Here is a 25,103-nt window from a genome sequence, read left to right on the forward strand (position 1 = left end):
GAATGAAATATTTAATTATACTTCTTGCAGCTTGTTTTAGTTTTTATGGTTGTGAGACGGCTACTAAAACAACTGAAAAACAATTTTTTTTACCACCTGTTACAACTTATAACTATGTAGATATAGATGGTGTCAAATTATTTTATAGAGCGGCAGGTGATAAAAATAATCCAACTATAGTATTATTACATGGTTATCCGTCCTCATCACATTCGTATAGGCATCTAATTCCTATGTTAGCAACTCATTATTATGTCATTGCACCCGATAATTTGGGTTCGGGTTATAGTACGCATTTGGACCCAACTGTCACTACATATACCTTTGATCTATTAGCTGATTATACCCAAAAGCTAATCGATACCTTACAAATTGACACTTACGTAATGTATATGCAAGATTTCGGTGCTCCTGTAGGCTACAGAATGATGATGAAAGATCCCACTCGGATAACCGCATTAATTGTGCAAAATGCCAACGCTTATTTAGATGGTTTAACACCAAAACGACAAGAGTTTTTTAGAACAGCACAGAGTGATACTTCGCAAACCAAGCACGATTTCTTATACAATCTTACAGGTAAAGAGGCTATTATTAATCAACAATATTTATTTGATTTAGACAGTACTAATATTAATATACAAAGTCCTGATGCATGGACACATGATTTGGCGTTTCTGAGATCTGAGAAAGATAGAGAAATACAAGTACAGTTGTTTCAAGATTATAATACGAACTTAATTCGTTATCCTAAATGGCAAAATATGTTGAGAACCTACCAACCTAAAACTTTAATTGCTTGGGGCAAAAAGGATATAAAATTTAATGCTAATGGTGCAAAGGCTTATTTAAGAGATTTGCCAAATGCAGAAATACATCTATTGGATGCAGGTCATTTTGCTGCTGAAGAAAAAACAAGAGATATTGGGCAATTAATTTTAGAATTTTTAGCTAAATATAATATTGAATAATACGACTAAACGAGTATAATGAACCACAAGTTTCTTATAAACAACATAAGTAAATCGTCTAAATTTTACAGTAATATACGCAATAGCAGTTTACTATCTCTATTATATATAGTGGAACTAAATATTGGTTGTAAACTACTTGGAGATAGCTAGTTCATTACAGAACTTCACTAAATCGTCTATGTTATTTTTAAAACCATTAGCATTCACTTTTTCTATTAATTCTGGATGTCCTTCTGCAAGTTTTACTAGGTTTTGATTAAACCCAAATGCAAAAGAATTAGATAAGGTTGATGTGCCATGATTACTGTCTGGAGATACAATTACGGGTTCCTCATTATTAAAGAGATATAAGTTTATTTTATCTGATTCTAACAAAACTTTACATAGTTTTTCTTGAGTTCCATTAACAGCTTCTTGGTTTAAGTTCGAGGATTTAAAATCAATGTTTTTATAACGTGTGCCATCGACTATTAAAATTTCTCTTAGTTCATTTGCGCTTCTTACTTCGGTACCAATTGGTGTGCCGTTATCTGCATATCTTACAGTATTTAATTTGTAGGCTATGTTTTTAATATCTTTTGTGTCCATATCAACTAAAGTGGTATCATTGGTTTTAGTGATTAAATAGACCTTTATTAATTCAAGATTTAAGGATGAAGATTCTTCTTCTGCTTCTTCTACAATAGGTTCTTCTATGATATTGCTTAAATCTTCAGTCAATACTTCAAAGTGTCTTGTGTTAGATTGGTTAGCGTTAAACTTTGCTATTAAATCATCAGCGATACGTATAAAATATTTGCCATCCGATTTATCGTAGTCATTGTCAATTAATTTTTGAGCATATACTTTAGTTTCATTTGGCATGTCTAGATAGTAGTACATTTTAGCAATGTTATAATAACTAGCATATCTCATTTTTACATCTTTCTTTTTAGAACCTGTGTATTTTGAAATTAAACTATTAAAGTAGTCTATAGTTGGCGCTAATTCATTTTTTAGTTGATCTATGGGTTCGTTAGATTTCATTTTAGAAAAAGCGACTTTCATGGCTTCAAAAGCATCCATATGTTTATTGTATTCTGGGTGTTTTTTTTTGCCTAAAATCCAAAAATGGTCACTTTTCGCATTCAAAGGTTGATAGCCATAAATGTTGTTGAGTTGCCCATTGATATCATGTATAATTTGTTGTTGATGGTCTGAAGAATGACGCTTTCTAATAGTATTACGGTTGTTGTTATAATAATCTTCTGCGGCTTTATAAGAATTGAATTTTTTACTTTTATAGTTTTCTTTTTCTGAAAATTCATTCTCATAATCATTGCTCATATTTTCAGAATTACTAACCGCAACTCTTGCAGATGAAGTATAAGTAACATGTATTCTGTAAGAATAGGTTGTAGAGATCACATTACCATCGTCATCTTTTTTTTCGTGTTTGGTCTTTTTTATTTCTACTTCTCCAACATTTGTACCATGAAATCTGTAGTTAATATCTAAAGTTCCATTTTCTCTAACTCTAGAAAATCCAGATAAAGAAATGGCTCTTTTATTTGTGGAAAAGGTTCTATTAATATCATTTAAAACAGGGTCAGTAGGTAGCTTAACATAAGATACTGTAAAGTATTCTCTGTCTAAATTTGCATTTTGACTAAAGGCAAAGGAAAAAGTGAATAATAGAACCAGGAGCGTAATTGTACTTTTCATGAGTAAGATGTTGGTTATAAAATATATAACAAATATAAATATATTAGTAAAAGTTATGTTATCAATTTGAAGAGATACAACTAACTGATGTATCTACTACTATGTTTTAAAGATAAATTTAGTTGAGAAAGCTCATTTTTATAGGTTAATAAGTCTAGAAAATACATCTATAGTCAAATCCTATGTAGCCAGTGTAAGGTATGCCAATTATTTTGACTAATTTTGTACCTCTATCGGAAGACTGATAGAAAAAAATAAAGTAGAATACAATAAAAATAAATATTATGGCATTAGAAATAACAGATGCAAATTTTGACGAAACCGTATTAAAGAGTGATAAGCCAGTGATGGTTGATTTTTGGGCAGCATGGTGTGGACCATGTCGAATGGTTGGGCCTATCATTGACGAAATCAGTACAGAATACGAAGGTAAAGCTGTAGTTGGTAAGGTAGATGTTGATGCAAACCAAGAATTTGCGGCTAAGTATGGTGTGAGAAATATTCCTACAGTTTTGATTTTTCAAAATGGAGAAGTTGTAGGTCGCCAAGTTGGTGTTGCGCCAAAAACGGCATATTCAGACGCCATTGATGCGCTATTATAGTCAGAAGATAAAATAAGTTTCTAAAAGAAATGATAAAAGGTTTGCCAATATGGTGAACCTTTTTTAGTTTCGGTAACTGATGGATTTACAAAAAGAACTTAATCAAACCGGCAGTTTTAAGAACCTCGGATTATTGGCCAAACAGGTAGTGGAAGGCTTTATTGCCGGAATGCATAAAAGTCCATTTCATGGATTTTCTGCAGAGTTTGCGGAGCATAAGGTGTATAATCCTGGCGAAAGCACAAAACACATTGATTGGAAATTGTATGCCAGAACTGATCGTTTGTATACTAAGCGGTATGATGATGAAACCAATTTGCGTTGTCATATTATTTTAGACAATAGTCGATCTATGCATTATCCAGTAAAAACCAATGTCACACTAAATGATTTAAATAAAATAGCGTTTTCAGCCTTAGCAAGTGCCTCATTAATGCATATATTAAAAAAGCAACGCGATGCTGTTGGACTAAGTATATATAGTGATCAGTATGACTTTTATGCTCCAGAGAAAGGAAGTGAAAGGCACCATCAAATGCTGTTAACTAAATTAAGTGAAGCAGTAAGTTCTAACGCAGCAACTAAGTCTACAGAAACGTATAAGTATTTACATCAGATTGCGGAGAAAATTCATCGTAGATCATTAATTTTTGTGTTTACAGATATGTTTCAAACTTCGGAAGACGATGAAAAACTTTTTGAAGCCTTAAGGCATTTAAAACATAATAAACATGAAGTTGTATTGTTTCATGTTATAGATAAAGACAGAGAAGAAGCATTTAATTTTGATAATAGACCAAAGCGATTTATAGATGTAGAAACAGGTGATTATATAAACTTATATGCAGATAATGTAAAAATAAATTACGAAAAAGCAGTAAAGGCCTACTTTAATGACCTAAAATTAAAGTGTGGACAATATAGAATTAAGTATGTTGAGGCTGATATAAATGCTGGTTTTAATAGTGTATTAACCACCTACATGATAGAACGGCAAAAATTTGTTTAGATAATTATTTATTTTTTTTGTTTTTTGTTTGTCAAATTAAAAATGCGATGTATATTTGCCATCGCAATTAAGCAACGGTCTGGTAGTTCAGTTGGTTAGAATGTCGCCCTGTCACGGCGAAGGTCGCGGGTTCGAGTCCCGTCCAGACCGCAAAAATTGCAAGAAGCTTCAAGAAATTGAAGCTTTTTTTTAGCAATGTAAAGACGTTGTGTTGTCTCAGAGAAATCTGAGAAGTAGTTTACCATAGTAATTTGGTATTCCAATGAGAAGCTTTCCTTTTTTCTGAATAAGAAAATCGGGATGCTTTTTTGTTTTTAGGTACCTTCAATTTAAGTTTTGTGCGCAAACAATAGCTTATATATTTTTTTAATTTTTTTTGATAATATTAAGTTGTTGAATGTCAGTTTGTTTTGTGTATATCGCATGAAAAATTTACTATATGTTTATCAAAATATGTGACTCTTCTTACAAAGTAGTGTCTTATAAGTGCTATTAATCATTAGGGAAATTGGATTACAAGAAATTGTAGTCCTTTTTTATTTTATAAAAAAAAATTATATAGCATCATTAAATTAGCATAATCATCATATTTGTAGCGATTTAGGTTAATTTTATATTGTTTTTAATCGGTAAAAAAACGCTCTTTATCGGTGTTAAATTAGGAAAATATAAAAAAATGCTTATATTTGTACTCCTTCGTAAGACCTCAAATCGCTTATTTAGGAAATTTTTAATCCATTTTACTAGTTAGACCAATCGTCTAGAAAACATCCCTCGTTTTTAATTTAGTATCGTTTTAGTGTTTTAACTAAAACCGTTAATAGTCCATTCCCTTCCCTCATTGTATCGCTTTGCGTTACACATTATAGTATTGATTAAACTTTAACCCTAAATTAAATATTTATGAAAACCCTAAAAATTGTTTTTGCTGTAGCAGCCGTGTCATTATTAACTGTATCTGGAGTACAATCAGAGAATGTAGTTACAACAACTGCTGAAAACCAAGACATTAAGCAACCTACAAAAATTGAATTAATCGCACACGTAAAAACTAAAATAAAGAAACCAACTCATAGTTAATTATAAAGATATTAAATCGATTAAAAGGTCCTTATCATTATGATGAGGACTTTTTTTGTTTGTTATTTTTAGTTTAGCGTAAAAAGAGAAGATTTTATTTTAACTTTGAGAGACATATTAAAATCTAAATATTGAGATTAAGTGTATTAATGATTCTACAATTGGTGTTTTTCGTTACTTTGGGTAGCGCTCAAACAACAGCTAAAAAAACGTTATCAGATAGTGTTTTTGAATTGATAAGAAATTCCAAAAACGAAAATATTTCCGAAGAAGATAGGTTTGCTTTTGCGAAAAGTGCTAATGCGCTTGCAAAGAAAGTTAATGAAGATTCACTTGCGTTAATAACAAATAAAAATTTGCTTGGTTTCTATTTTGACAACGAACCAATGGCGTATATTCAAACGAACCAAAGGATTGTTAAGCTATCTAAAACTTTAAAAGATTCTCTTTCTCTAGGCAACGCAAATTATGCACTTGGCTATTCCTACCATGTAAAGCAATTAAATGATAGTGCCTATTATTACTATTCTAATGCAGTTAAAATTTTTGCTGGCTTGAGTAATATGAAACAACTTTCTTATAGTTTAGGTAGTTTGTCTGCGTTACAGTTTGAAAGTAAAGATTATTATGGTGCCGAGGAAAATACAGTTAGAGCTATTAAAGCCTTAGATGATGTAGAAGAAACCAATGATATTCTAGATCAAAAATGGATCTTAAAAACGAATTTAGGAAGCATTGCAGGCTCCTTAAATAATTATGATAAATCTTTAGAATATCATGAGGATGCTGTAGAGATAGCAAATCGCATGGATGAGGATTTTAACAATGGTCTTTATAGTCTAAATAACATTGCATTTGTTAAAAGAGAGCAAGGGCATTATAATGAAGCGAAGGAAATATTTGCCAACGTTTTAGAAAGCAAAAATTTACAGCAAGAAGACCCTTCATTTTATGCACTAATACTCGAGAATTTAGCATTTACAATGTACTTAACTGGGACTTATAATAAAGACAATGTCATTGCACTTTTTGATAAATCTATTAAAATAAGTGATAGTATTAATGATAGAATTACAAAAACTGGCGCTGTTGTTAGTATGTCAAAATTTTATGAAGGTATTGGAAATACTGATAAGGCAAAACTATATGCGAAGGAAGCTTACGATTTAGCAAAAGAAACAGTGTCTAATGAAATTTATTTAGAGTCAATGACCATTCTTTCTAAGTTAAACGAAGGAGAGGAAGGGAAACATTATCTATACGAGTATATAAATGTTAGTGATAGTCTATTGCAAGTAGAACGAAACGTAAGAAATAAATTTGCAAGAATTGAGCTAGAAACAGATCAGTTAGAAGCAGAAAACGAGCAAATTTCAAAAAAAAATGTATATCTCATCTTTATCTCCTTTGGTTTATTCATTACGGCCATTTTAACGTACCTATTTATTTCTCAGCGTGCTAAAAATAGAAAGTTAAAACTGATTCAAGTGCAGCAAAAGGCCAATGAAGATATCTATAATTTAATGTTGGTGCAACAAGATAAGGTAGACGAAGCTAGAGCTAAAGAAAAAATTAGAGTATCTGAAGAACTTCACGATGGTGTTTTAGGACGACTTTTTGGCGTTCGGTTGAGCCTAGACAGCATTAACTTTAATGAAGGTAAAGATGCTATGATGACGCGTGCAAAATACATAAGTCAATTACAAGACATTGAGCAAGACATTAGAAAGATATCTCACGATTTAAGCGTCGATTTTGAATCTGGCTCTAGTTTTATAGATATTGTTACAGAACTTATTGATACCCAAACACAAGCGTATGGATTAGAACACGAGTTTAATTATGCAGAAACAATTAATTGGGATTTGGTACCTAATAAAACTAAAATAGATATCTACAGAATTATACAAGAATCCATGCAAAACATCTATAAACACGCTAATGCAAAAACTATTAAAATTAGTATTTCATTAGAAAAAGCATTAATTTGCTTGTGCATTATTGATGATGGCGAAGGGTTTGATACCACAAAAAGTAAAAAAGGCATTGGATTGAAAAACATGAGGTCTCGTGTAGAAGATTTAGATGGCGAAATTACATGGACGTCACAATCTGGTAATGGAACAGAAGTTAATGTTAAGATTCCCTATACAAATCAATCAACTTAAAACATGAATCACATCAGCATTTTAATGGTAGACGATCACCCAATAATAATTGAGGGCTATCAAAATGTACTAATGGCAACTAAAAAGGAGGATCAAGAACTCCATATAGACACAGCAAATAATTGCGACGAAGCAGTTGCTATGATAGAACGAGCTTCAAAAAAATACCCTTATAACATCTGCTTTTTTGATATTAGTTTACCAGGATCTAAGGATGGGAAATACGCATCTGGTGAAGATTTAGCATTATTGGCAAAAGAATTAATGCCTAGAGCAAAAATTGTAATTCTAACGATGTTTAATGAAACGTTTAGAATTCATAATATTATAAAAGAAATAGATCCTGATGGGTTTTTAATTAAAAGTGATTTGACCTCAATGGAGTTAGCCGATGGTTTTCAGCAAATATTAAAATCGCCTCCTTATTACAGTTCTACCGTTAATAATTACCTTAAGAAAACAATTTCTAGTGATATTTATGTAGATGATATTAACCGAAAAATTTTGCATTTATTATCTCAAGGTGTAAAGACAATTAACCTAAGTGAGTATATTGGTATTTCTAAAAGTGCCATTGAAAAGCGCAAAAAACACCTCAAATTATTGTTTGCAATAGAAGATGGTAAGGACGAATCTTTGTTAAAAGAAGCGCGAGAAATGGGTTATTTGTAATAAATACGCTATTTCTGAGTAAAAAAAACAAGCTTCAAAGTACCGTAAAATAAGGAAAGTACGGTTTTACCACAGCAAGTGTGCGGTTTTACCACAGCAAAAAAAGATTCTACTTACATATATTTACCGCATCAACAAGAATTAATTGATCCCTCATTAAGTATTTGTTGAATTAATAGCAAGAAGATTAAACCTAGTTACAGCAATGTAATTAGGTTTTTTTCTTTTACACGTTTTGTGCCTCTTTGGTTAATACCATGCCGCATTATGTTGCGAAAGTTTTACAATAAAAAATCCTAAGTAAACGATAGCGACAATAAATTTCATAAATGTTGAAGCAATAAAGCCTAGAAAAGAACCAAAAGCAGCTCTAAGTGCTTTGTCTATATCGTTTCTATGAATCATTTCTCCAATAAGAGCACCAAAAAAAGGGCCAATGATTATACCAAAGGGTATTGGCGAAAACAGGCCAACAATTAAGCCAAGCGTTGTGCCAATCATTCCGGCTTTACTACCACCAAAACGTTTGGTGCCTATGGCAGGAATGATATAGTCTAAAACATATATAAATATGGCAAAGATGAGCGTAGCGATTAAAAACGTATCGCTCATGTCTACACCGTCAGTAAAATGTAATACTAGTAGACCAGCCCAACTCGTTAGTGGTCCAGGTAAAATGGGTAAAAAACTACCAACTATACCTAAGACGATTAAAATAAGTGATACGAGCACTAAAAATATTTCCATATAATGTATTAATTAAATTCATTTATATGACGCAAAAAGTAGACCAAAGTTACAATTTTGTAACTAAGAAATTAGTTTAAACTAAATTTTTAGTTATATTTGAAAAAGATAAAGAACAAATTATGAAGCAATTAACAAAAGCAGAAGAGGAAATTATGCAAATCTTATGGCAATTGCAAAAGGCCAATGTTAAAACTATTATTGAAAAATTACCCGAAACAAAACCAGCATATAATACGGTTTCTACAATAGTTAGGATTCTAGAAAGTAAAGGGTTTGTGGATTATGAAAAGCAAGGTAAAGGGCATGTGTATTTTCCAATAGTAGCTAAAGAATCCTATAGCAATCAATCTTTAAATAAATTAGTAGATAATTACTTTCAAGGCTCTTTTAAAAGTATGGTGTCATTTTTTGTAAAAAAGAACGATGTAGATGTAAAGGATATTGAAACATTATTAAATGAAATTAATAAAAACAAGTAATTATGCTGTATACAATTCTTCAAGTTAGTGCTTTTCAGGCCTTGTTTTTATTGGTGTATGATATTTTTCTTAAGCGAGAAACCTTCTTTAATTACAATAGAGCATATCTCATCCTAACCGCAATATTATCTTTAGTATTGCCTTTTGTTAAATTTCCAGAATTAAAGACTATGACTACTAAAGATGTAGTTATAAGATTACCAGAAGTTTTTATTGGTACAAAAACACCATCAAATTACGATATACAAATTGCCGAGCATGCAGGCATTATTATAGAGCAGCCGCAAACACCAATTTGGCAAATAGTAGCCATTGTAGGTATGGTCATTACCGCGCTAATTTTTCTAGTAAAAATTACAAAGATTTATAGGTTAAAACACCAAAATCCAAAACGTTGGAATGGCAATATTCTCGTCGTAAACCTAATAAAAAGTAGTGCTGCATTTTCGTTTTTTAACACCATATTTTTAGGCGATCATATTTCTGCAACTGAAAAACCTACTATATATAAGCACGAGATGGTTCATATTAAAGAATTACATACGGTAGATTTATTATTCTTTGAGTTGTTAAGAATAGTGTTTTGGTTCAATCCTTTAGTTTATATGTATCAAAAAAGAATAAAGGAATTACACGAGTATATCGCAGATGCCAAAGCCGTAAAGCAAACCGGAAAATCTGAATATTACACCAGTTTACTCAATCAAGTATTAGACGTTAATCATGTTTCATTTACAAATTCATTTTTCAACAAATCATTAATCAAAAAACGAATTACCATGTTGCAAAAATCAAAATCAAAACAACTCAATCTTATAAAATACGCTTTATTACTGCCTTTGGTTTTTGGGATGTTAATTTATACATCAACTGAAGTTAGAGCGCAAAAGAATGATACTCCAAAGCAAGAATTATCTCAAGAATTAACAGATGCTGAGTTAATTAAAAAATATTATGATGAATATGTAGCCATGGAGAAAAATGGCTCTACGTTTTTTGAAATTACAGAGCATGCAGGATTTAGTAATAGAGATAATGTGAAATATTTAAGCTCAAGAACTGAATTCTTAAAGTTGAAAGCATATATGGAATATATAGCAGATGGTATATTAAAACATAAATCAATTAAAGGCACTTTAACTCGAAAAGACCTGGAGACCACTGACCTTATGAGGCTATCAAAATTTGAAACTTATAATGACTATAAGACTTACAAAAACACAAAAGAAGCGAAAGAACGTTGGGAAGCTAATGCAAGAGATGGTATTTTAAGATTATTTGTAGAAGAATTAGGTAACCAAACAACCAAAGATAAAGCCCGTTTAGATGGTTTCTTAAAGCAGTTAGAAAATGGTGATTATGAAAAAATTGTAATGACAGATGGTGCGTCTACATTTATAATTGAAGATTACCAAAGTCCTAAAGGATATAAGGAAGAAAAAGTAGAAATTGAAGTGCCATTTTCAATAGTAGATGAAACACCAACCACCATAGATTGTAAAGATTTAGAAAGCAATGCAGATAGAAAAAACTGCATGAATATGTTTGTAAACAAGCATATTGCTAAACATTTTAATACAAGTATTGGAGATAGTTTGCCTTCTGGAAGAAAGCGCATTTTTGTACAGTTTAAAATAGGTAAAGATGGTATCGTTAAAGATGTAAAGGCAAGAGGACCAAGTGAAGCACTAGAAGTAGAGGCGAAACGTGTTATTGCAACGTTACCGCAGTTTATTCCTGGTAAACAAAGAGGAAAAGTGGTTACAGTTCCTTTTTCTATTCCTATTGTTTTTCAGGTTAATGGTAATGATAAAATTAGTCAAGAAACCAAAACTTACAGAGAACTTGTTGCTAAGAGAGATCGCATTTTGCAAACTTCAGAAGATGGAAATCCTGTTGTAATTCAATTAAATAAACAGATTTCAGAATTAGAGCAAAATTTAGAACGCGATATGGATAGTACCTATTTAGAAACCTTAAGAAAGCGTGAAGAAAAATTAATTGAAAGAAGCCTAAAAGATGGCTCTGTAGATATTCCTTTTAGTGAGGTAGAAATCGCTCCAATGCATCCAGATTGTGATGCAATGGTCTTAGAAGAAGACAAAAGAAATTGTTTTGCAACAGCCATTAATAAACATGTTGGACAGAATTTTAACATGAAACTCGCAGATTCGCTAGGTTTAACGCATGGAAAAAAACGTATCTATACCTATTTTACAGTTAACAAAAAGGGAGTTGTAGACCATATCGTTGCCAAAGGGCCACATCTAAAATTAGAAGAAGAAACGGTTAGAGTTTTAAAATTACTGCCACAATTTAAGCCAGGGAAACAAGATGGTAATGCGGTAGATGTGCGTTATTCATTGCCAATTGTCTTTCAAATTAATGATATTAAAAACGATTAATTTAGTTAGGTATGAGATTACTTGGGTTGTTATTCAGCTTGGTTTTTGCTTTTAGTATAAATGCACAAAACCTAAAAGACAAAGCCGATCATTTATATGCAAGCGGAAATTTTTCTAAAGCTATAGAGACGTACAAATCGATGCGTAATTTAGATGATGTTTATGATGAAATAGCTAAGGCATATATAGCTATTGGAAACTATGGCAAGGCTTTAGAGTTCTATGAAAAAGCAAACAAAGCCAATGAAGATAACCTTCTCATTCAGTATGAATATGCTAAACTATTAGCCAAAACTAAAAAGTATGATCTCGCTAATGAGATGTTTTTAAACTTAATAAAATCAGATAGTATTAACCCTAATTATTATTACGAATTGGGTGTTGTTTTAGAAAAACAAAAAGATACAACAGCGTTGCGGCAATTTATTAAAACCTATGACTTAGATAATACACATCAAAAAGCAATCTTTAAAATTGCAAAGCATCATTTGCGAAAACGAAATTTTACAGAAGTTCATGGTTATGTAGATAAAGGTCTTGAGCGTTATGAGCATAATGTAGAACTTATAAGTTTAAAGGCTCAAACGTATTATCATCAAGAATTTTATACACATGCTATAGATTGGTTTAAAAAATTACTAGCCTTAGGAGAGAAATCAGAATTTATTCACGAAAAATTAAGTTTGAGTTATGCTCAAAATTCAGATTATCAAGACGCTATTTACCACAGAAAACAAGCTTTAAAATATAACCCTTACGATGCTAATGCCATGTATGTAATTGGTACATATTACGAGAGTTTAAAGCAATTTGAAACCGCTGAAGATTACGTTAAAAAATCACTATTTATTAAAGATCAACCACTTGGTAGAGAATATCAAAAGCTAGGAATACTATTAAATAGGCAAAAAAAATACGACGAGGCTATAAAAGCGTTTCAAAAATCTTTAAAAGAAGATCCGACTAATACTATGGTTGAGTTTTATATTCTGAGAACAAAAGATGAATATTATGCCGATTTAGATAGCAAAATTAAACTCTATGAGCAATTTATAGTCAAGCATAAAAAAAGCTTCTTTGTTAAATATGCAGAAGCGCGCTTGCAAGAATTAAAACGCGAAAAACTCTTAGAGGAAAATTAAATTAAGGCATATAATTACGGAAACATAGTTGTCTAAGTGATTGATTCTAAAAGCGAAGCGATCTAGCACGTTTTAAATAAAATATTCGTACTTTTCGGCATCAGAATTCTATAAATGAACCGAATTGTTTGTCTTTTAATCTTACTTTTTGCAACCTCTTGCAATTACTTTGAAAAGAAGAAAGTCTATCCTGAAGATTTAATTGAGGAGGAACTGCAGGCAATTAATTGGACTGAAGTAGATACCTACCCAACCTTTGCGAGTTGTGATTCTATAACCGTAAAAGAAGAGAGTAAAGTATGTTTTCAAAATACACTTATTACGAGTGTAAATCAGTATTTAGCAGAACAAAATATTGTAGTAACTAATGATGTTTTTGATACTATAAAACTGAATATTATTATTGACAAGCATGGATTATTAGAGATAGAATCTATAAAAATACATCCGGAAACAGTTGTAGAAATTCCGGAAATAGATAGTCTTTTAAGACAAAGTTTAAAACATATTCCTAAAATCTATCCTGCAATAAAGAGAGGACAGCAAGTTACTACAGCTTTTCAATTGCCAGTAATTGTACAAATCAATTAATGTGTCATTAAAACCGAACGGCAAACTTCTGCAATAGTCTAAGGACTTCGATATATAACCAAATAAGGGTGGCTAAAAGTCCCCAAGTTGCAATCCATTCCTTGTATTTAGGCGCTTTATTTTTGTAGCGTTCTATATAATCAAAGTCGAGTAACAATGCAAAGGAAGCAACAATGGCAGCCAAAACATTAAAAATGATAGCCAACCAAGACGTGCCCCAAATATAAGTTTTGATACCAAAAAAACTTAGAATCCAGGATATTAAATAGACAAGCATAATACTAACGGTTGCTGTAATCACAACACTTCTTAGCTTTTTAGTAACAACAATAATTCTAAGTTGATATAGAAACAACATCACAAAAAACGTCACGATAGTTACACCAATAGCTTGGTAAGGCAATTCGGGATAATGACGATGCCCATAAGCAGAAAAGCCACCAAGAAAGCAGCCTTTTGCAATAATATAAAACGGAACCAAAATAGGCGACCAATGTTGTCTTACAGAAATTAACACGCTAATAATAGCGGCTGCAAGCATACCTCCTAATGTAAACCATTGCATAGAAATGCCAGCTTCATTGAGCTTCCATAAATATGTAGTAATAGCAGCAATGACAATTATCCCGAAAATAGACTTAAAAAAAATACCAGAAACGGTCATTTTTTTGGTAGTCGATTTTCTGTCATCCCAGAAATAACGATTAAATACAGGATTAGAAGTTTTTAAATTGCGTAATGCCATTCATTATAAATTAAACTTATAACCTATAGATAAATCAGTAGAAAAATTACCCTGATTTTTTAGGAACGCAGCAAATAATTCACCATAAGTTATGGTAAGGTAGCTATTTTTTCCAACTTTTATATCAGAGCCAATACCAAAAATAAAAGGGACATCTAAAGACGTTGCGCTATTGTCTACATCGTTATTATTAGCATCTTTTAGCGTAGAGTTAAACATATTAACGGTCACTAATTTCACTTGTCCATAAACTGAAAAACAAGATTTATTAACCAATCTATAGCGATAGCCCAATGCAAATTCTGTAGTGCTATAATTAAATTCATCTGTATCAAAAGCATGTCTTGCTTGTAAAATTCCGGAATGTCTTGGTAAAGAATCAGCTTCAAAAAATTCTAATTCTCCTCCCAATAGAAGGCCTAACGCGTTTTCCGGGTTTTCAACAAACGGACTGTTTGTAAAACCTCCAAAAGCGCCTAATCGTAACCCAATTTTACCTTTTTTAACGGCACTATTATAGGCATTGTCTTCAGATAAATTATAGGCATCGATTAAAGATTTTATATCGTATAATCTAAACTTTAAAGATTCAGTTTCTTTACCATTTGTAAGATTACTCAACGTAGTTTTGTATTCTGCAAGATAATTTTTGTCTTTACCTTTAGAGTTAATTAACTCGGTAATAGTATTGTTTTTTTTAACAAAGTATCTAAAACCACCGTTTTCACTGGTCCATAGTAAACTTAGTTTTCCTTTTACTTCAGTGTTGAGTTCTAATGTTTCACCATTAATAGTGTAGTTTTCTTGGGAGAAATTAAATTGAAAAGTAAAAAGCAATAAAATAAAAAAGTAAAACGTTTTCATGCGTTACGAGATTTGGTTATCGTAAAACTATATGAAATCGACATAGTGACATTATTTTTTCGATGTTCTACCTTTCCAACGGTATGATTTAAAGAATGATAGGATAAAGATACCAATATTAAAGACAGGATAGAGTAGGCTAGATATTATAAATGAAGGTAAAATAGCTTCTTGTTTAAAGAATCGCAACGTTTTAAATACTAATAAAAAGTCGATACTAAATTTAATAATCAGTAAAGCTAGCACTGATTTTATGGAAATAAGGCCTAGAAAATAAGTTGGTAATAACGAAAGACACATTACATTTTCTAATATTACCAAAGCACCTATTATTTTTGTCGTCTTTTGAGCTAAGCTGCTGGTTTTAGAAGCCCATCGTATACGCTGATGTAGTAATGCATCTAAATTTTTGGCAGCATGTGTGGTTACAATTGCTTGCTTACATTTTAAATAATGGACGTTTTTCTTATTCTTTTTTACTAATTTTTCTAAAAGAAATACATCGTCACCACTCGCTATAGTGGTATTACCATCAAAACCACTGACATGGTAAAATGCTGTTTTTAAATATGCAAAATTAGCACCATTGCAAAGCATTGGTTTTTGTATGCCAAAACTACCAATAGTTACACCTTGTAGACTTAAGAAATCTAAGGTTTGAAAGCGATTAAAAAAGGAAGATACGCCTTTGTAAGTCACAGGTGCGACTATTGCTTGTGTTTCATGGTGTTGAATAAATTCATCAAAACTATCTAACCAATATTTTGGTAAAATACAATCTGCATCTGTGGTTACAATCCACTCGTTTTTTGATAAAGAAACACCTAAGGTAATAGCATCTTTTTTTGCAGCATTAGACCTTCTTTGATTGTCTATAATTTGAAGATTTAGACTAGAGAATGATTTTTTAGATATTATTTTCTCAATAATTTCTACTGACTTATCTTCAGATTTATCGTTGATTAAAACAACTTCAAAATAAGAAGGCGGATAATTAAGTTGTTCTATAGACTTTAATAAGTTAGTAAGATTCTCGGCTTCATTTCTAAACGGAATAATTAATGAAAATTTAGTGCGAGCAGGTACATCTTGAAGATTAAATTCTTCGACCTTATCAAAACCTAGTAGAATTACACCAATAACGACTAAGTAACTAATACTAATAACAATAAATAAAGTTAGCATTGCGATATAGGTTTAGGAAATTTAAAGTTAAGTACAAAATAACTACCAATAACACTAGGTAATACAAAATTTAAGAGCCACATTAAGGTGGTTATTGATAAAATGGTCAATTCATCAATACCAAGATAACCAAATAAATAAACGGCAATACCACCTTTAACAATAACATCGAAAATAGCTATTGTTGGGATGATTGAAGATAATAAATAGAAACTAGAGATAACAATCATAGCGTTCATGTAGCTGATATCTACACTAAAAATTCTTAATAAAACGAAAAACTGAAATGAGAAAATCGCATAACGAAGTAGAGACAATAATAGAGTTAAGCGCTTCGTTGTTATAGAAATTGATTTGGTAAATGCTACAATGGTAGCCATTGAAAATCCTTTTATTTTAAAGTGTTTTTGCTTTGTGCCTAAAAAGGTAAACAAAATCACGATTATAAAGAATAGAGTGATTTTGGCGATTTTAAAATAATTAAGGTCAATATGATATCGATTGGTAAAGAGCAAAAAGCAAATAGAACCAGTTATCATCGTAATAGACATTTGAGACAAATTGCCAATGAGGTTTAGCAGTATTATTTTTGTTCTTAAAGGTTTTGAATAGTACATAGCTTTAGCGCCATAATCACCAATTCGGTTTGGTGTAATTAGGGATGTTGTAAGTGCTGCGAAACTTTGAACAAAAGCAGAATTAAAGGAAATGGAGTTTATTGTTTTAACTAAATGTTGCCATTTTAAAATTTCGAAAAACCAATTAAAAAAGCTTAAAAAGATTAAAAAAATGATGTTTTGAACCGAAAAAGTGTCGTTTTGCTTTAAAAATGAGATAAAATCGAGAAATTTTAAATTCTCATTTGCAATAACTTTAGAATAAATAAAATAAAATGCACCAACTACAATGCTTATCTTAATAAGGACAAAGAAGAATTGTTTAGCTTTGTAATGCAAGGATACATTCATAAGTACAAATAAAATCAAAAACTTAGAGATGCGATACAATTTTAAACAATACCTTTTCTTTTTTATCATCGTTTTTATAACCTTTGGTAGTGCGGCACAATTAAGAGATACTGCAAAATGGAAGGCACTTTTTGCACTTGGTGTTAATTACCCAACTACAGATGGTTTTGTAAATGGTTCTTATGCACAGGCAGTAAATTTTCCAACGGTAAATTTAGGCGTTCAGCATATGTTAAAAAGGGAATATGGTGTAAAATTAGATTTTGGATTTAATCGGTTTAAAAGCCACGAAGACACGCCAGAATTTAAGATTAATTATTCAAGAATTAACGCTCAGTTTGTATTTGATCCTTCTAATTATATAGGGTTTTTACCTTCGCGATTACGAACAGTTTTGCATGCAGGACCAGGAGTGTCTTTTGCCAAACCATTAGGTACATTGAAAGAAAATAAACAAACCTATTTAAATCTGCTTGGTGGTTTAGAAATTCATTATGCTATTAATGAAAAGGTGTCTGTGTTTACTGATGTAGCATATATTTACGGATTTACAAGCTTAGAAGATTATAATCCTGCATTGCCAAATGGTTTAGGAGCCTTTAATGGTAGTGTTTTTAACCTTACCTTTGGTTTGGCAGTTTCGTTAAGTGGTTGTCAATATTGTGACTAACCTATAGCAAAAATGAGTAAAGAAAAAATTATTTTAGGCATTGATCCAGGTACAACCATTATGGGTTTTGGGCTCATAAAAGTGGTTGGTAAAAAAATGGAATTTATGCAACTTAATGAGCTAATACTCAAAAAGTACGATGATCATTATCTAAAATTAAAACTCATTTTTGAACGGACTGTAGAGCTTATTGATACGTATCATCCAGATGAAATAGCAATTGAAGCACCATTCTTTGGGAAAAACGTACAAAGTATGCTTAAGTTAGGACGCGCACAAGGTGTTGCTATGGCAGCAGGTTTATCTCGCGAAGTACCAATTACGGAATATGCGCCTAAGAAAATTAAAATGGCCATAACGGGAAACGGAAATGCAAGTAAAGAACAAGTAGCTAAAATGTTACAAAGCATGTTGGGACTAAAAACAATTCCTAAAAACCTCGATTCTATGGATGGTTTAGCTGCTGCAGTTTGTCATTTTTATAACCAAGGTAGAGTAGAGGTTGGTAAAAGTTATTCTGGTTGGGCTTCTTTTGTAAAGCAGAATGAAGGACGTGTAAAAAAAGCCCCTTAATCCCCAAAGGGGAAAATAATACGTAATGATAAATGAACCAAAACGTATGAGTAAGAATTCTTCCCTTTTGGGGAAGTTAGAAGGGGCTTCTGGTGGCATCTACATTCACATACCATTTTGCAAACAAGCATGTCATTATTGCGATTTTCATTTTTCAACATCACTGAAGAAAAAAGATGAACTCATAAATGCATTAGCAAAAGAGATGCAGCTTAGAAAAACTGAGTTTAAAAATACAACGGTTGAAACCATTTATTTTGGAGGCGGCACACCTTCATTATTAACCAATGAGGAGTTGCAATTTTTAATCGATGAGGTTTATAACAACTATCAAGTTTCAGAGGATCCAGAAATCACTTTAGAGGCCAACCCAGATGATTTATCTGTAGATAGAATCGTCAAACTATCTAAAAGTAAAATCAATCGTTTATCTATAGGTATTCAATCTTTTTTTGAAGCCGATTTAAAACTGATGAATCGTGCGCACAATGCAAGCGAAGCAAAAGCCTGTTTAGAGGAAGCTACGAAACATTTTAGTAATATTTCTTTAGATTTAATTTACGGCATTCCAGGCGCATCAAACGCGCAATGGATTCAAAATATAGAAACAGCTTTACGTTTTGGTGTGCCTCATATTTCTAGTTATGCGCTAACGGTTGAGCCCAAAACAGCATTAGCGTCGTTTATAGAAAAAGGTGTCATAAAAGATGTAAATGATGAGCAAGCACATGAGCAATTTCATATATTAAAAGAAAAGTTAGAAGCTTCAGGTTTTATGCATTATGAGTTGTCTAATTTTGGTAAAGATGGTTATTTTAGTAAAAACAATTCGGCATATTGGCAAGGGAAATCTTATATCGGTATTGGACCTTCAGCACATTCTTTTAACGGAACGCAACGTGGCTGGAATGTGAGGAATAATTCAAAATATATAAAAGCATTAGACCTAAATGAGCTACCCATAGAAATTGAAACGTTAACAAAAACAGATCAATATAATGAGTATATAATGACAGGTTTACGAACTATTTGGGGCGTTTCTATTGAAAAGGTAGAAAGCGATTTTGGCTTAGATGATAAAGATTATTTAATTGAGCAGGCAGAAGTTTTTATAAATCAACAATTATTGTATATTGAAGATAAGCACATACGTGTCACTAAAAAAGGACAATTTTTATGTGATGGTATTGCATCAGAATTATTTAAAATCAACGCGACGTGTTAACAACCATACAATACAATTCAAGAAAATTAAAGATAGATTTATCTCAACCTTTAGACATTTCCATAGCTATAAAAAATGGAGTGTCTAATGTAAATGCGTGGTATTTAGGACCTCCTAAAATTGAGCCAGAAGTAATGGATGGCGAAACCATTAGTGTAGAAAAAGGTGCTGTTGTTAATTTTAATACCATAAATTTTAATCCACATTCTCATGGTACACATACAGAAACCGTAGGTCATATAACAGAGAAAGTCTATTCTATAAATAAACATTTAACCCAATTTTTCTTTTTAGCGGAAGTAATTACAGTTGCACCAGAAAAGTTAGGCGATGATTATGTGATTTCTAAAAAGCAATTGCAATTTGCCTTAGGTAATAAAAAACGCGACGCTGTAGTAATAAGAACAATCCCAAATACAAGGGAAAAATTAACTAAGCAATATTCTCACACCAATCCTACGTACTTAAAAGTAGAAGCGGCAGAATATTTAAAAACAAAAGGTGTAAAGCATTTACTCATAGATTTGCCAAGTGTAGATAAAGAACAAGACGAAGGCGAATTATTAGCACATAACGCGTTTTGGAATACGCGTGGGAAATTGAGATTGGACGCAACAATTACAGAATTTATCTATGTGTCTAACAAAATAGATGACGGTTGCTATATGCTTAATTTACAGATAGCACCTTTTGAGAACGATGCTAGTCCAAGTAAACCTATATTATATAAAATCATTGCTTAATCTATTGGTTATGAAAACGTTATTGAAATTAGAAGAACTTATGATGTTCGCATTAGGCCTTTATCTTTTTAGCTTATTAGATTTTAATTGGTGGTGGTTTGTAGGTTTGTTGTTAGCGCCAGATATAGGCGCCTTAGGTTATTTGGTTAACCCTAAAATTGGAGGTATTGGTTATAATGTTTTTCATCATAAAGGGTTAGCAATATTAATTTATCTTATTGGTATATATTATAACTTGGAAGTCTTAAAACTTATAGGTGTTATATTATTTTCGCACGCCTCAATAGACAGAGTATTTGGTTATGGATTTAAGTATTTAGATAACTTTAAACGTACACATTTAGAAAAATTAGGCGATTAATACAACAATGTTAATATGTGACAATACACAGAGCTCAGTGTCATATAGTAAAGTGAAATAAAATTTATTACATGGAAACTTTCTTTATCATCATCATTAGTATTCTTGTGACTTTGGGTATTGTTACTATCTATAAACAATGGAAAACAAAAAAAGTAACGAATGAACAGTCTATTCTAATTTTAGATAAAATTAAGCGTGTGTGTAAATTTGTAACTGTAGAAGGTGATTTTGCAGAAATTTACCATTATGAAGACGTAAAAGAGAAATTCTTAAAACTTATTTCAAGCCGAAAAAAAGCTTTGGTTGTTATCAATGCTAAAGCGCATGTTGGTTTTGATTTGGGTAAAGTGCAGATGGCTTCAAACCCTAAAACAAAAACTGTTAGTTTAACTCATTTTCCCCAACCCGAAGTCTTATCAATAGAGAGCAATATTAATTATTACGACAAACAAGATGGTATGTTTAATAAGTTTGAAGCTTCAGATTTAACAGATCTTCATACAAAAGCTAAAGCCCATATTATGGAGAAAATACCAGAAAGTGGTTTGTATAATGTGGCAAAGCAAGAAGCCTTGGAAGCGATTCATCTTATAGAAAATTTAGTCGAAACCATTGGTTGGCGATTAGATTACACAGCATTAAAAATAGAAGATGGTGAAGACCAAAAACTATTGAAAAAAGAGCATTAGTCTACAATACAGCAGTTATGAATATAGAAGACTTTAGAAACTATTGCATGAAAAAAAAGAAAGTAACCGAGCACTTTCCTTTTGATAATGATACGTTAGTTTTTAAAGTCTGTGATAAAATGTTTGCTTTAGCATCTTTAAAGCGTTGGGAAAACGGTGAAGCCTTTATAAATTTAAAATGCGACCCAGAATACGCTCAAGAACTCAGAGCTGAGTATCATAGTATAAAACCAGGCTATCATATGCACAAAAAGCTATGGAATAGTGTGTATGTGCTAACAGGAGAACTCTCACCAACACTAATTACCGAATTAATCGATCATTCTTATGGCATGGTTATCAGAGGTTTACCTAAAAAGCTCAGAGCGCAATTGTAAAATATATTCGCTTATTTTCACTTATGGAAAGAAATTGACCACGCAACACACGAAATGGTCCACTCGTCGAAAAACACAGAAAAGCATGCATGTAAACTTTAATTTTGTAGTAGTTAATTTATTTATCCCTCAAATTAAAAACTAAAACGATGATGTACAATCAATTGAAATTTTAAAATTAAAATGAATTAAAGAAAATAAGACGTAAAATTCTCACTGATAGGGTTAGAAACGAAAATTGTTAGGTAATGCCTAATACTATTGTGTTGGAATACCATAAGAATTGAATGCGTTGAATAATGCAATTACCGCTTAAGTTGTTTGTTTTTAATAAACTACTGTAAAAAGATTGCAAGCCTCAACAAATGTAGAATTTTACCGTTTATCGACGATATTCTTAAAATATCGATTAGTGAGCTTAAAATATCCGTGTAGCCCACGTAAATACAACAATTTTACCGTTCGTCGATAGTAAATTGCCATCCACCTAAACTAAAGTACGCTCAAACGAAATCTACTAAGATTATAGAGATTTCTGAATAATTTTGACCTTGATAAATAAACAACGCAATTATGAGTAACTTAAATATTTTATTAATTGAAGATGATATGATAGAAGTTATGAAGCTGAATAGAGCAGTTTCATCATTAAAACTTCAGCATAATATTGTAGAAGCAAATAATGGAGAAGAAGCTTTAAAAGTTTTAGAGCAAAAAGATAAATTACCAGACGTTATTTTATTGGATTTAAATATGCCTAAAATTAACGGTATTGAGTTTTTAAAAATATTAAAGAGTGACGAACGATTAAAGTATATACCTACCATTATTTTAACAACATCTAGTAATAAAAGAGATTTATTGGCCTGTTTTGAGATAGGAATAGCAGGTTATGTATTAAAACCGTTAAAATATGAAGATTATGTTTTTAAAATTGAAAAATTATTGTCATATTGGAGCATCAATGAGTTAATCACGGCATAGTGAAAGGAATAATATTTACAGAATTCTTAGATTTAGTAGAAGAAAAATTTGGTTTAGCCATGGTTGATGAGATCATCAATCAATCAAATTTAGAGTCAAATGGTGTCTACACTTCAGTAGGCACTTACGAGTTTTCTGAAATGTTACAATTAATATCGCATCTTAGTGAAAACACCAGTATTTCTGTAGATGATTTATTGTTGGTGTATTCAGAACACTTATTTAAAGCCTTAATAAAATCTCATCCTAATTTAGTGGAGCACTACAAAGACCCATTAAATTTATTGGCTTCAATAGAAAATCATATTCATATAGAAGTTCAAAAAATTTACCCAGAAGCACAATTACCAACATTTGTTTTAGAAGAAAAAACTAACGACAAATTGGTTATGGTATACAAATCCGAAAAGGCCTTGTATATGTTAGGCAAAGGGTTAATGTTAGAAACCTTTAAACTCTTTAAAACACCAGTAGATATAAAGTTTGAAAAACTGAATGATGCAGGTAGTGAAGTAAGATTCTTTATAGAAAAGATATAATGAAACAAACCCTTAAGGACGAAATAGAAATCTACAAAAGAGCCTTAAAAAGGGAAAAAGCTGCTAGAAAAGCTGCCGAAGAAATTCTAGAGCAAAAATCTACAGAGTTATTTGATATAACTCAAGAGTTAAAAAAAGCAAATTCTAAACTTCAAAAAACAGTTAAAGAACAGAATACAGAACTGCAAGGTGTATTCGAAAATATTATTGACGCCTATATTGTAATGGATTTATGGGGCAACGTTCTAAAAATGAACGAAGCCGCTATTAGTCTTTTGGGTTATAATCACAGTAACAACGATTTTAATTTATTTGCAATTGCAGATAAAGACGAAATAGATAATGTCATGAGTACCTTTGAAGTGCTAATGTCAGAAGGTTCGGTTACAGATTTTAAAGTAAAATTAAACACAAAATCCGGAAAACAAATCATAGCTCAAGTCAATGCAAGTGTCATTTTAGACGAAAACAATAAAGCAATTGCAGCGCAAGGTATAATTAGAGATGTCACTTATGAAAATAAGTACAGACAAGCCATAGAAGCAGAAAAGCAAAAATACAGCCGTATTATAGCAAACATGCATTTAGGTTTGGTTGAGTTAGATAAGGACGAAAAAATAATGATGGCCAACCAAAGCTTTTGTAAGATGACAGGTTTTACAGAAGAAGAATTAATTGGTATTGTCGCAAAAGAAATATTACCAGCAGAAGAAGACAAGGACTTAGTTCACGAAAAAACAATAGAACGAAAAAGTGGTAAAAGTAACGCGTATGAAGCGCGCGTTAAAATGAAAAATGGCGACTTAAGATATTGGTTAATTAGTGGTGCACCTAATTACGATTTAAACGGCAACATTATTGGATCTATAGGTATAAGCTTTGATATCACAGATTTAAAAAATCTTCAACTTCAAAAAGAAGGGTTGTTAAAAACTTTAGAAACCAGAAACAATGAGTTGCATGAGTACGCACATATTGTATCACACGATTTAAAATCACCTTTAAGAAGTATCAACGCATTAGTAAGTTGGCTAAAAGAAGATAATAAGTCTATTTTAGATGAGGTTAGTATGCAAAATTTTGCACACATAGAAACGACCTTAGAAAAAATGGAGCAACTCATCACAGATATTTTAGCCTACTCTAGCGCTGGCTCTGAAGATAAAGAAAAGGCAGATGTAGACTTAGATGTCTTAGTCAATGATTTGGTTAAAATTTTATACGTGCCAGAACATGTTGAGGTTGTAATACCACATAAATTACCAGTAGTAAAGGGAGATCAAACAAAGTTGCAGCAACTCTTTCAAAATCTTATCAGTAATGCCGTAAAATTTATAGATAAGCCAGAAGGACTTATACGTATAAAAGTTAAAGAATTACCTAGTTATTATGAATTTTCGGTTTCAGATAATGGCATCGGAATTGATAAAAAATATCACGATAAAATATTTAAGATTTTTCACTCATTAAAGAAAAGTAAAGACTCAACAGGCATCGGTTTATCAATAGTTAAAAAAATTGTTGATCTCCATGAAGGGGAAATATGGTTAGATAGCCAAGTTGATTTAGGTACTACATTTTACTTCACAATAAAAAAATAG

At 31.5% G+C, this 25,103-nt stretch carries 26 protein-coding genes and 1 tRNA gene; 21 read left to right on the plus strand and 6 right to left on the minus strand.

The features are described 5' to 3' along the window. Positions 1-2: 2 nt before the first annotated feature. Positions 3-971, plus strand: a complete 969-nt coding sequence (locus HNV08_RS03870) for an alpha/beta fold hydrolase (RefSeq protein ID WP_173279858.1) — start codon at positions 3-5, stop codon at positions 969-971. Positions 972-1,106: 135 nt separating this feature from the next. Here HNV08_RS03870 and HNV08_RS03875 read toward each other — a convergent pair whose 3' ends face one another. Continuing rightward, the gene (locus HNV08_RS03875; RefSeq protein WP_173279859.1) at positions 1,107-2,678 is read right to left on the minus strand and encodes a hypothetical protein; all 1,572 of its coding nucleotides are present in this window, start codon (positions 2,676-2,678) and stop codon (positions 1,107-1,109) included. A gap of 284 nt (positions 2,679-2,962) precedes the next feature. Here HNV08_RS03875 and trxA point away from each other — a divergent pair, with 284 nt between their 5' ends. From trxA to HNV08_RS03905, 6 genes are all read left to right on the plus strand, one after another. Beyond that, the gene (gene trxA, locus HNV08_RS03880) at positions 2,963-3,280 is read left to right on the plus strand and encodes a thioredoxin (RefSeq protein WP_173279860.1); all 318 of its coding nucleotides are present in this window, start codon (positions 2,963-2,965) and stop codon (positions 3,278-3,280) included. Positions 3,281-3,359: 79 nt separating this feature from the next. Next, complete coding sequence (locus tag HNV08_RS03885) at positions 3,360-4,289, plus strand: DUF58 domain-containing protein (RefSeq protein WP_173279861.1); 930 nt, start codon at positions 3,360-3,362, stop codon at positions 4,287-4,289. Positions 4,290-4,365: 76 nt separating this feature from the next. Continuing rightward, positions 4,366-4,439: transfer RNA gene (locus HNV08_RS03890), tRNA-Asp, on the plus strand. Positions 4,440-5,192: 753 nt separating this feature from the next. Further along, positions 5,193-5,369 carry a hypothetical protein gene (locus HNV08_RS03895; protein WP_173279862.1) on the plus strand — a complete coding sequence of 59 codons (177 nt, stop codon included), beginning with the start codon at positions 5,193-5,195 and terminating at the stop codon, positions 5,367-5,369. A 131-nt stretch (positions 5,370-5,500) separates the two neighbouring features. Continuing rightward, complete coding sequence (locus tag HNV08_RS03900; protein WP_173279863.1) at positions 5,501-7,537, plus strand: ATP-binding protein; 2,037 nt, start codon at positions 5,501-5,503, stop codon at positions 7,535-7,537. A gap of 3 nt (positions 7,538-7,540) precedes the next feature. Then, complete coding sequence (locus tag HNV08_RS03905) at positions 7,541-8,209, plus strand: response regulator (protein WP_173279864.1); 669 nt, start codon at positions 7,541-7,543, stop codon at positions 8,207-8,209. 249 nt (positions 8,210-8,458) lie between these two features. Here HNV08_RS03905 and HNV08_RS03910 read toward each other — a convergent pair whose 3' ends face one another. Further along, positions 8,459-8,956, minus strand: a complete 498-nt coding sequence (locus HNV08_RS03910) for a DUF456 domain-containing protein (protein ID WP_173279865.1) — start codon at positions 8,954-8,956, stop codon at positions 8,459-8,461. 122 nt (positions 8,957-9,078) lie between these two features. On the opposite strand from HNV08_RS03910, the gene HNV08_RS03915 reads away from it, so the two are divergent. From HNV08_RS03915 to HNV08_RS03930, 4 genes are all read left to right on the plus strand, one after another. Continuing rightward, complete coding sequence (locus tag HNV08_RS03915) at positions 9,079-9,438, plus strand: BlaI/MecI/CopY family transcriptional regulator (protein ID WP_173279866.1); 360 nt, start codon at positions 9,079-9,081, stop codon at positions 9,436-9,438. Between the two features lie 2 nt (positions 9,439-9,440). Then, positions 9,441-11,843, plus strand: coding sequence for a M56 family metallopeptidase (locus tag HNV08_RS03920; protein WP_173279867.1), 2,403 nt, complete (start codon positions 9,441-9,443; stop codon positions 11,841-11,843). Between the two features lie 11 nt (positions 11,844-11,854). Beyond that, positions 11,855-12,985 carry a tetratricopeptide repeat protein gene (locus tag HNV08_RS03925; protein ID WP_173279868.1) on the plus strand — a complete coding sequence of 377 codons (1,131 nt, stop codon included), beginning with the start codon at positions 11,855-11,857 and terminating at the stop codon, positions 12,983-12,985. A gap of 114 nt (positions 12,986-13,099) precedes the next feature. Then, positions 13,100-13,576, plus strand: a complete 477-nt coding sequence (locus HNV08_RS03930; RefSeq protein WP_173279869.1) for a hypothetical protein — start codon at positions 13,100-13,102, stop codon at positions 13,574-13,576. A gap of 7 nt (positions 13,577-13,583) precedes the next feature. Here HNV08_RS03930 and HNV08_RS03935 read toward each other — a convergent pair whose 3' ends face one another. Genes HNV08_RS03935 through HNV08_RS03950 form a run of 4 tightly spaced genes read right to left on the minus strand, consistent with a single transcriptional unit; the run spans position 13,584 to position 17,338 of the window. Then, on the minus strand, positions 13,584-14,321 hold the full coding sequence (locus tag HNV08_RS03935; protein ID WP_173279870.1) for a Bax inhibitor-1/YccA family protein: 738 nt from the start codon (positions 14,319-14,321) through the stop codon (positions 13,584-13,586). 3 nt (positions 14,322-14,324) lie between these two features. Continuing rightward, positions 14,325-15,185 (minus strand): hypothetical protein, encoded by an 861-nt coding sequence (locus HNV08_RS03940; RefSeq protein ID WP_173279871.1) that lies wholly within the window; start codon positions 15,183-15,185, stop codon positions 14,325-14,327. Between the two features lie 51 nt (positions 15,186-15,236). After that, complete coding sequence (locus HNV08_RS03945; RefSeq protein WP_173279872.1) at positions 15,237-16,370, minus strand: glycosyltransferase family 2 protein; 1,134 nt, start codon at positions 16,368-16,370, stop codon at positions 15,237-15,239. After that, positions 16,364-17,338, minus strand: coding sequence for a lysylphosphatidylglycerol synthase domain-containing protein (locus HNV08_RS03950; protein WP_173279873.1), 975 nt, complete (start codon positions 17,336-17,338; stop codon positions 16,364-16,366). Before HNV08_RS03950 ends, HNV08_RS03945 begins: the two co-directional genes overlap by 7 nt. Positions 17,339-17,366: 28 nt before the next feature. On the opposite strand from HNV08_RS03950, the gene HNV08_RS03955 reads away from it, so the two are divergent. The 10 genes from HNV08_RS03955 (at position 17,367) to HNV08_RS04000 (ending at position 25,103) form a co-directional block, all read left to right on the plus strand. Beyond that, the gene (locus HNV08_RS03955; protein ID WP_173279874.1) at positions 17,367-18,008 is read left to right on the plus strand and encodes a cell envelope biogenesis protein OmpA; all 642 of its coding nucleotides are present in this window, start codon (positions 17,367-17,369) and stop codon (positions 18,006-18,008) included. A gap of 12 nt (positions 18,009-18,020) precedes the next feature. Next, on the plus strand, positions 18,021-18,581 hold the full coding sequence (gene ruvC / locus HNV08_RS03960; protein WP_173279875.1) for a crossover junction endodeoxyribonuclease RuvC: 561 nt from the start codon (positions 18,021-18,023) through the stop codon (positions 18,579-18,581). Between the two features lie 46 nt (positions 18,582-18,627). Beyond that, positions 18,628-19,806, plus strand: a complete 1,179-nt coding sequence (gene hemW, locus HNV08_RS03965; protein ID WP_173280129.1) for a radical SAM family heme chaperone HemW — start codon at positions 18,628-18,630, stop codon at positions 19,804-19,806. Further along, positions 19,800-20,549, plus strand: coding sequence for a cyclase family protein (locus HNV08_RS03970; protein ID WP_173279876.1), 750 nt, complete (start codon positions 19,800-19,802; stop codon positions 20,547-20,549). The genes hemW and HNV08_RS03970 overlap by 7 nt, the downstream gene beginning before the upstream one ends. 10 nt (positions 20,550-20,559) lie before the next feature. Beyond that, on the plus strand, positions 20,560-20,910 hold the full coding sequence (locus tag HNV08_RS03975; RefSeq protein WP_173279877.1) for a DUF4260 domain-containing protein: 351 nt from the start codon (positions 20,560-20,562) through the stop codon (positions 20,908-20,910). Positions 20,911-20,981: 71 nt separating this feature from the next. Then, complete coding sequence (locus HNV08_RS03980; protein ID WP_173279878.1) at positions 20,982-21,602, plus strand: DUF4230 domain-containing protein; 621 nt, start codon at positions 20,982-20,984, stop codon at positions 21,600-21,602. A 17-nt stretch (positions 21,603-21,619) separates the two neighbouring features. Continuing rightward, positions 21,620-21,979, plus strand: a complete 360-nt coding sequence (locus HNV08_RS03985; protein WP_173279879.1) for an MmcQ/YjbR family DNA-binding protein — start codon at positions 21,620-21,622, stop codon at positions 21,977-21,979. A gap of 573 nt (positions 21,980-22,552) precedes the next feature. Then, positions 22,553-22,963: a response regulator gene (locus HNV08_RS03990; RefSeq protein ID WP_173279880.1), complete on the plus strand. Its 411-nt coding sequence runs from the start codon at positions 22,553-22,555 to the stop codon at positions 22,961-22,963. Then, positions 22,963-23,502, plus strand: coding sequence for a heme NO-binding domain-containing protein (locus HNV08_RS03995; RefSeq protein WP_173279881.1), 540 nt, complete (start codon positions 22,963-22,965; stop codon positions 23,500-23,502). The genes HNV08_RS03990 and HNV08_RS03995 overlap by 1 nt, the downstream gene beginning before the upstream one ends. After that, positions 23,502-25,103, plus strand: coding sequence for a PAS domain-containing sensor histidine kinase (locus HNV08_RS04000; protein ID WP_173279882.1), 1,602 nt, complete (start codon positions 23,502-23,504; stop codon positions 25,101-25,103). Before HNV08_RS03995 ends, HNV08_RS04000 begins: the two co-directional genes overlap by 1 nt.

Source organism: Winogradskyella eckloniae (assembly GCF_013249045.1).
Lineage (GTDB): Bacteria > Bacteroidota > Bacteroidia > Flavobacteriales > Flavobacteriaceae > Winogradskyella > Winogradskyella eckloniae.

Excerpts from the sequence above, each read along its gene's own strand:
- HNV08_RS03935 (WP_173279870.1), bottom strand. The coding sequence starts at position 14,321 with ATGGCATTACGCAATTTAAAAACTTCTAATCCTGTATTTAATCGTTAT.
- HNV08_RS03885 (WP_173279861.1), top strand. The coding sequence starts at position 3,360 with ATGGATTTACAAAAAGAACTTAATCAAACCGGCAGTTTTAAGAACCTC.
- hemW (WP_173280129.1), top strand. The coding sequence starts at position 18,628 with ATGAGTAAGAATTCTTCCCTTTTGGGGAAGTTAGAAGGGGCTTCTGGT.
- HNV08_RS03910 (WP_173279865.1), bottom strand. The coding sequence starts at position 8,956 with ATGGAAATATTTTTAGTGCTCGTATCACTTATTTTAATCGTCTTAGGT.
- HNV08_RS03870 (WP_173279858.1), top strand. The coding sequence starts at position 3 with ATGAAATATTTAATTATACTTCTTGCAGCTTGTTTTAGTTTTTATGGT.
- HNV08_RS04000 (WP_173279882.1), top strand. The coding sequence starts at position 23,502 with ATGAAACAAACCCTTAAGGACGAAATAGAAATCTACAAAAGAGCCTTA.
- HNV08_RS03945 (WP_173279872.1), bottom strand. The coding sequence starts at position 16,370 with ATGCTAACTTTATTTATTGTTATTAGTATTAGTTACTTAGTCGTTATT.
- HNV08_RS03875 (WP_173279859.1), bottom strand. The coding sequence starts at position 2,678 with ATGAAAAGTACAATTACGCTCCTGGTTCTATTATTCACTTTTTCCTTT.
- HNV08_RS03905 (WP_173279864.1), top strand. The coding sequence starts at position 7,541 with ATGAATCACATCAGCATTTTAATGGTAGACGATCACCCAATAATAATT.
- HNV08_RS03920 (WP_173279867.1), top strand. The coding sequence starts at position 9,441 with ATGCTGTATACAATTCTTCAAGTTAGTGCTTTTCAGGCCTTGTTTTTA.
- HNV08_RS03985 (WP_173279879.1), top strand. The coding sequence starts at position 21,620 with ATGAATATAGAAGACTTTAGAAACTATTGCATGAAAAAAAAGAAAGTA.
- trxA (WP_173279860.1), top strand. The coding sequence starts at position 2,963 with ATGGCATTAGAAATAACAGATGCAAATTTTGACGAAACCGTATTAAAG.
- HNV08_RS03975 (WP_173279877.1), top strand. The coding sequence starts at position 20,560 with ATGAAAACGTTATTGAAATTAGAAGAACTTATGATGTTCGCATTAGGC.
- HNV08_RS03930 (WP_173279869.1), top strand. The coding sequence starts at position 13,100 with ATGAACCGAATTGTTTGTCTTTTAATCTTACTTTTTGCAACCTCTTGC.
- HNV08_RS03895 (WP_173279862.1), top strand. The coding sequence starts at position 5,193 with ATGAAAACCCTAAAAATTGTTTTTGCTGTAGCAGCCGTGTCATTATTA.
- HNV08_RS03915 (WP_173279866.1), top strand. The coding sequence starts at position 9,079 with ATGAAGCAATTAACAAAAGCAGAAGAGGAAATTATGCAAATCTTATGG.
- HNV08_RS03950 (WP_173279873.1), bottom strand. The coding sequence starts at position 17,338 with ATGAATGTATCCTTGCATTACAAAGCTAAACAATTCTTCTTTGTCCTT.
- HNV08_RS03925 (WP_173279868.1), top strand. The coding sequence starts at position 11,855 with ATGAGATTACTTGGGTTGTTATTCAGCTTGGTTTTTGCTTTTAGTATA.
- HNV08_RS03990 (WP_173279880.1), top strand. The coding sequence starts at position 22,553 with ATGAGTAACTTAAATATTTTATTAATTGAAGATGATATGATAGAAGTT.
- HNV08_RS03980 (WP_173279878.1), top strand. The coding sequence starts at position 20,982 with ATGGAAACTTTCTTTATCATCATCATTAGTATTCTTGTGACTTTGGGT.
- ruvC (WP_173279875.1), top strand. The coding sequence starts at position 18,021 with ATGAGTAAAGAAAAAATTATTTTAGGCATTGATCCAGGTACAACCATT.
- HNV08_RS03955 (WP_173279874.1), top strand. The coding sequence starts at position 17,367 with ATGCGATACAATTTTAAACAATACCTTTTCTTTTTTATCATCGTTTTT.
- HNV08_RS03940 (WP_173279871.1), bottom strand. The coding sequence starts at position 15,185 with ATGAAAACGTTTTACTTTTTTATTTTATTGCTTTTTACTTTTCAATTT.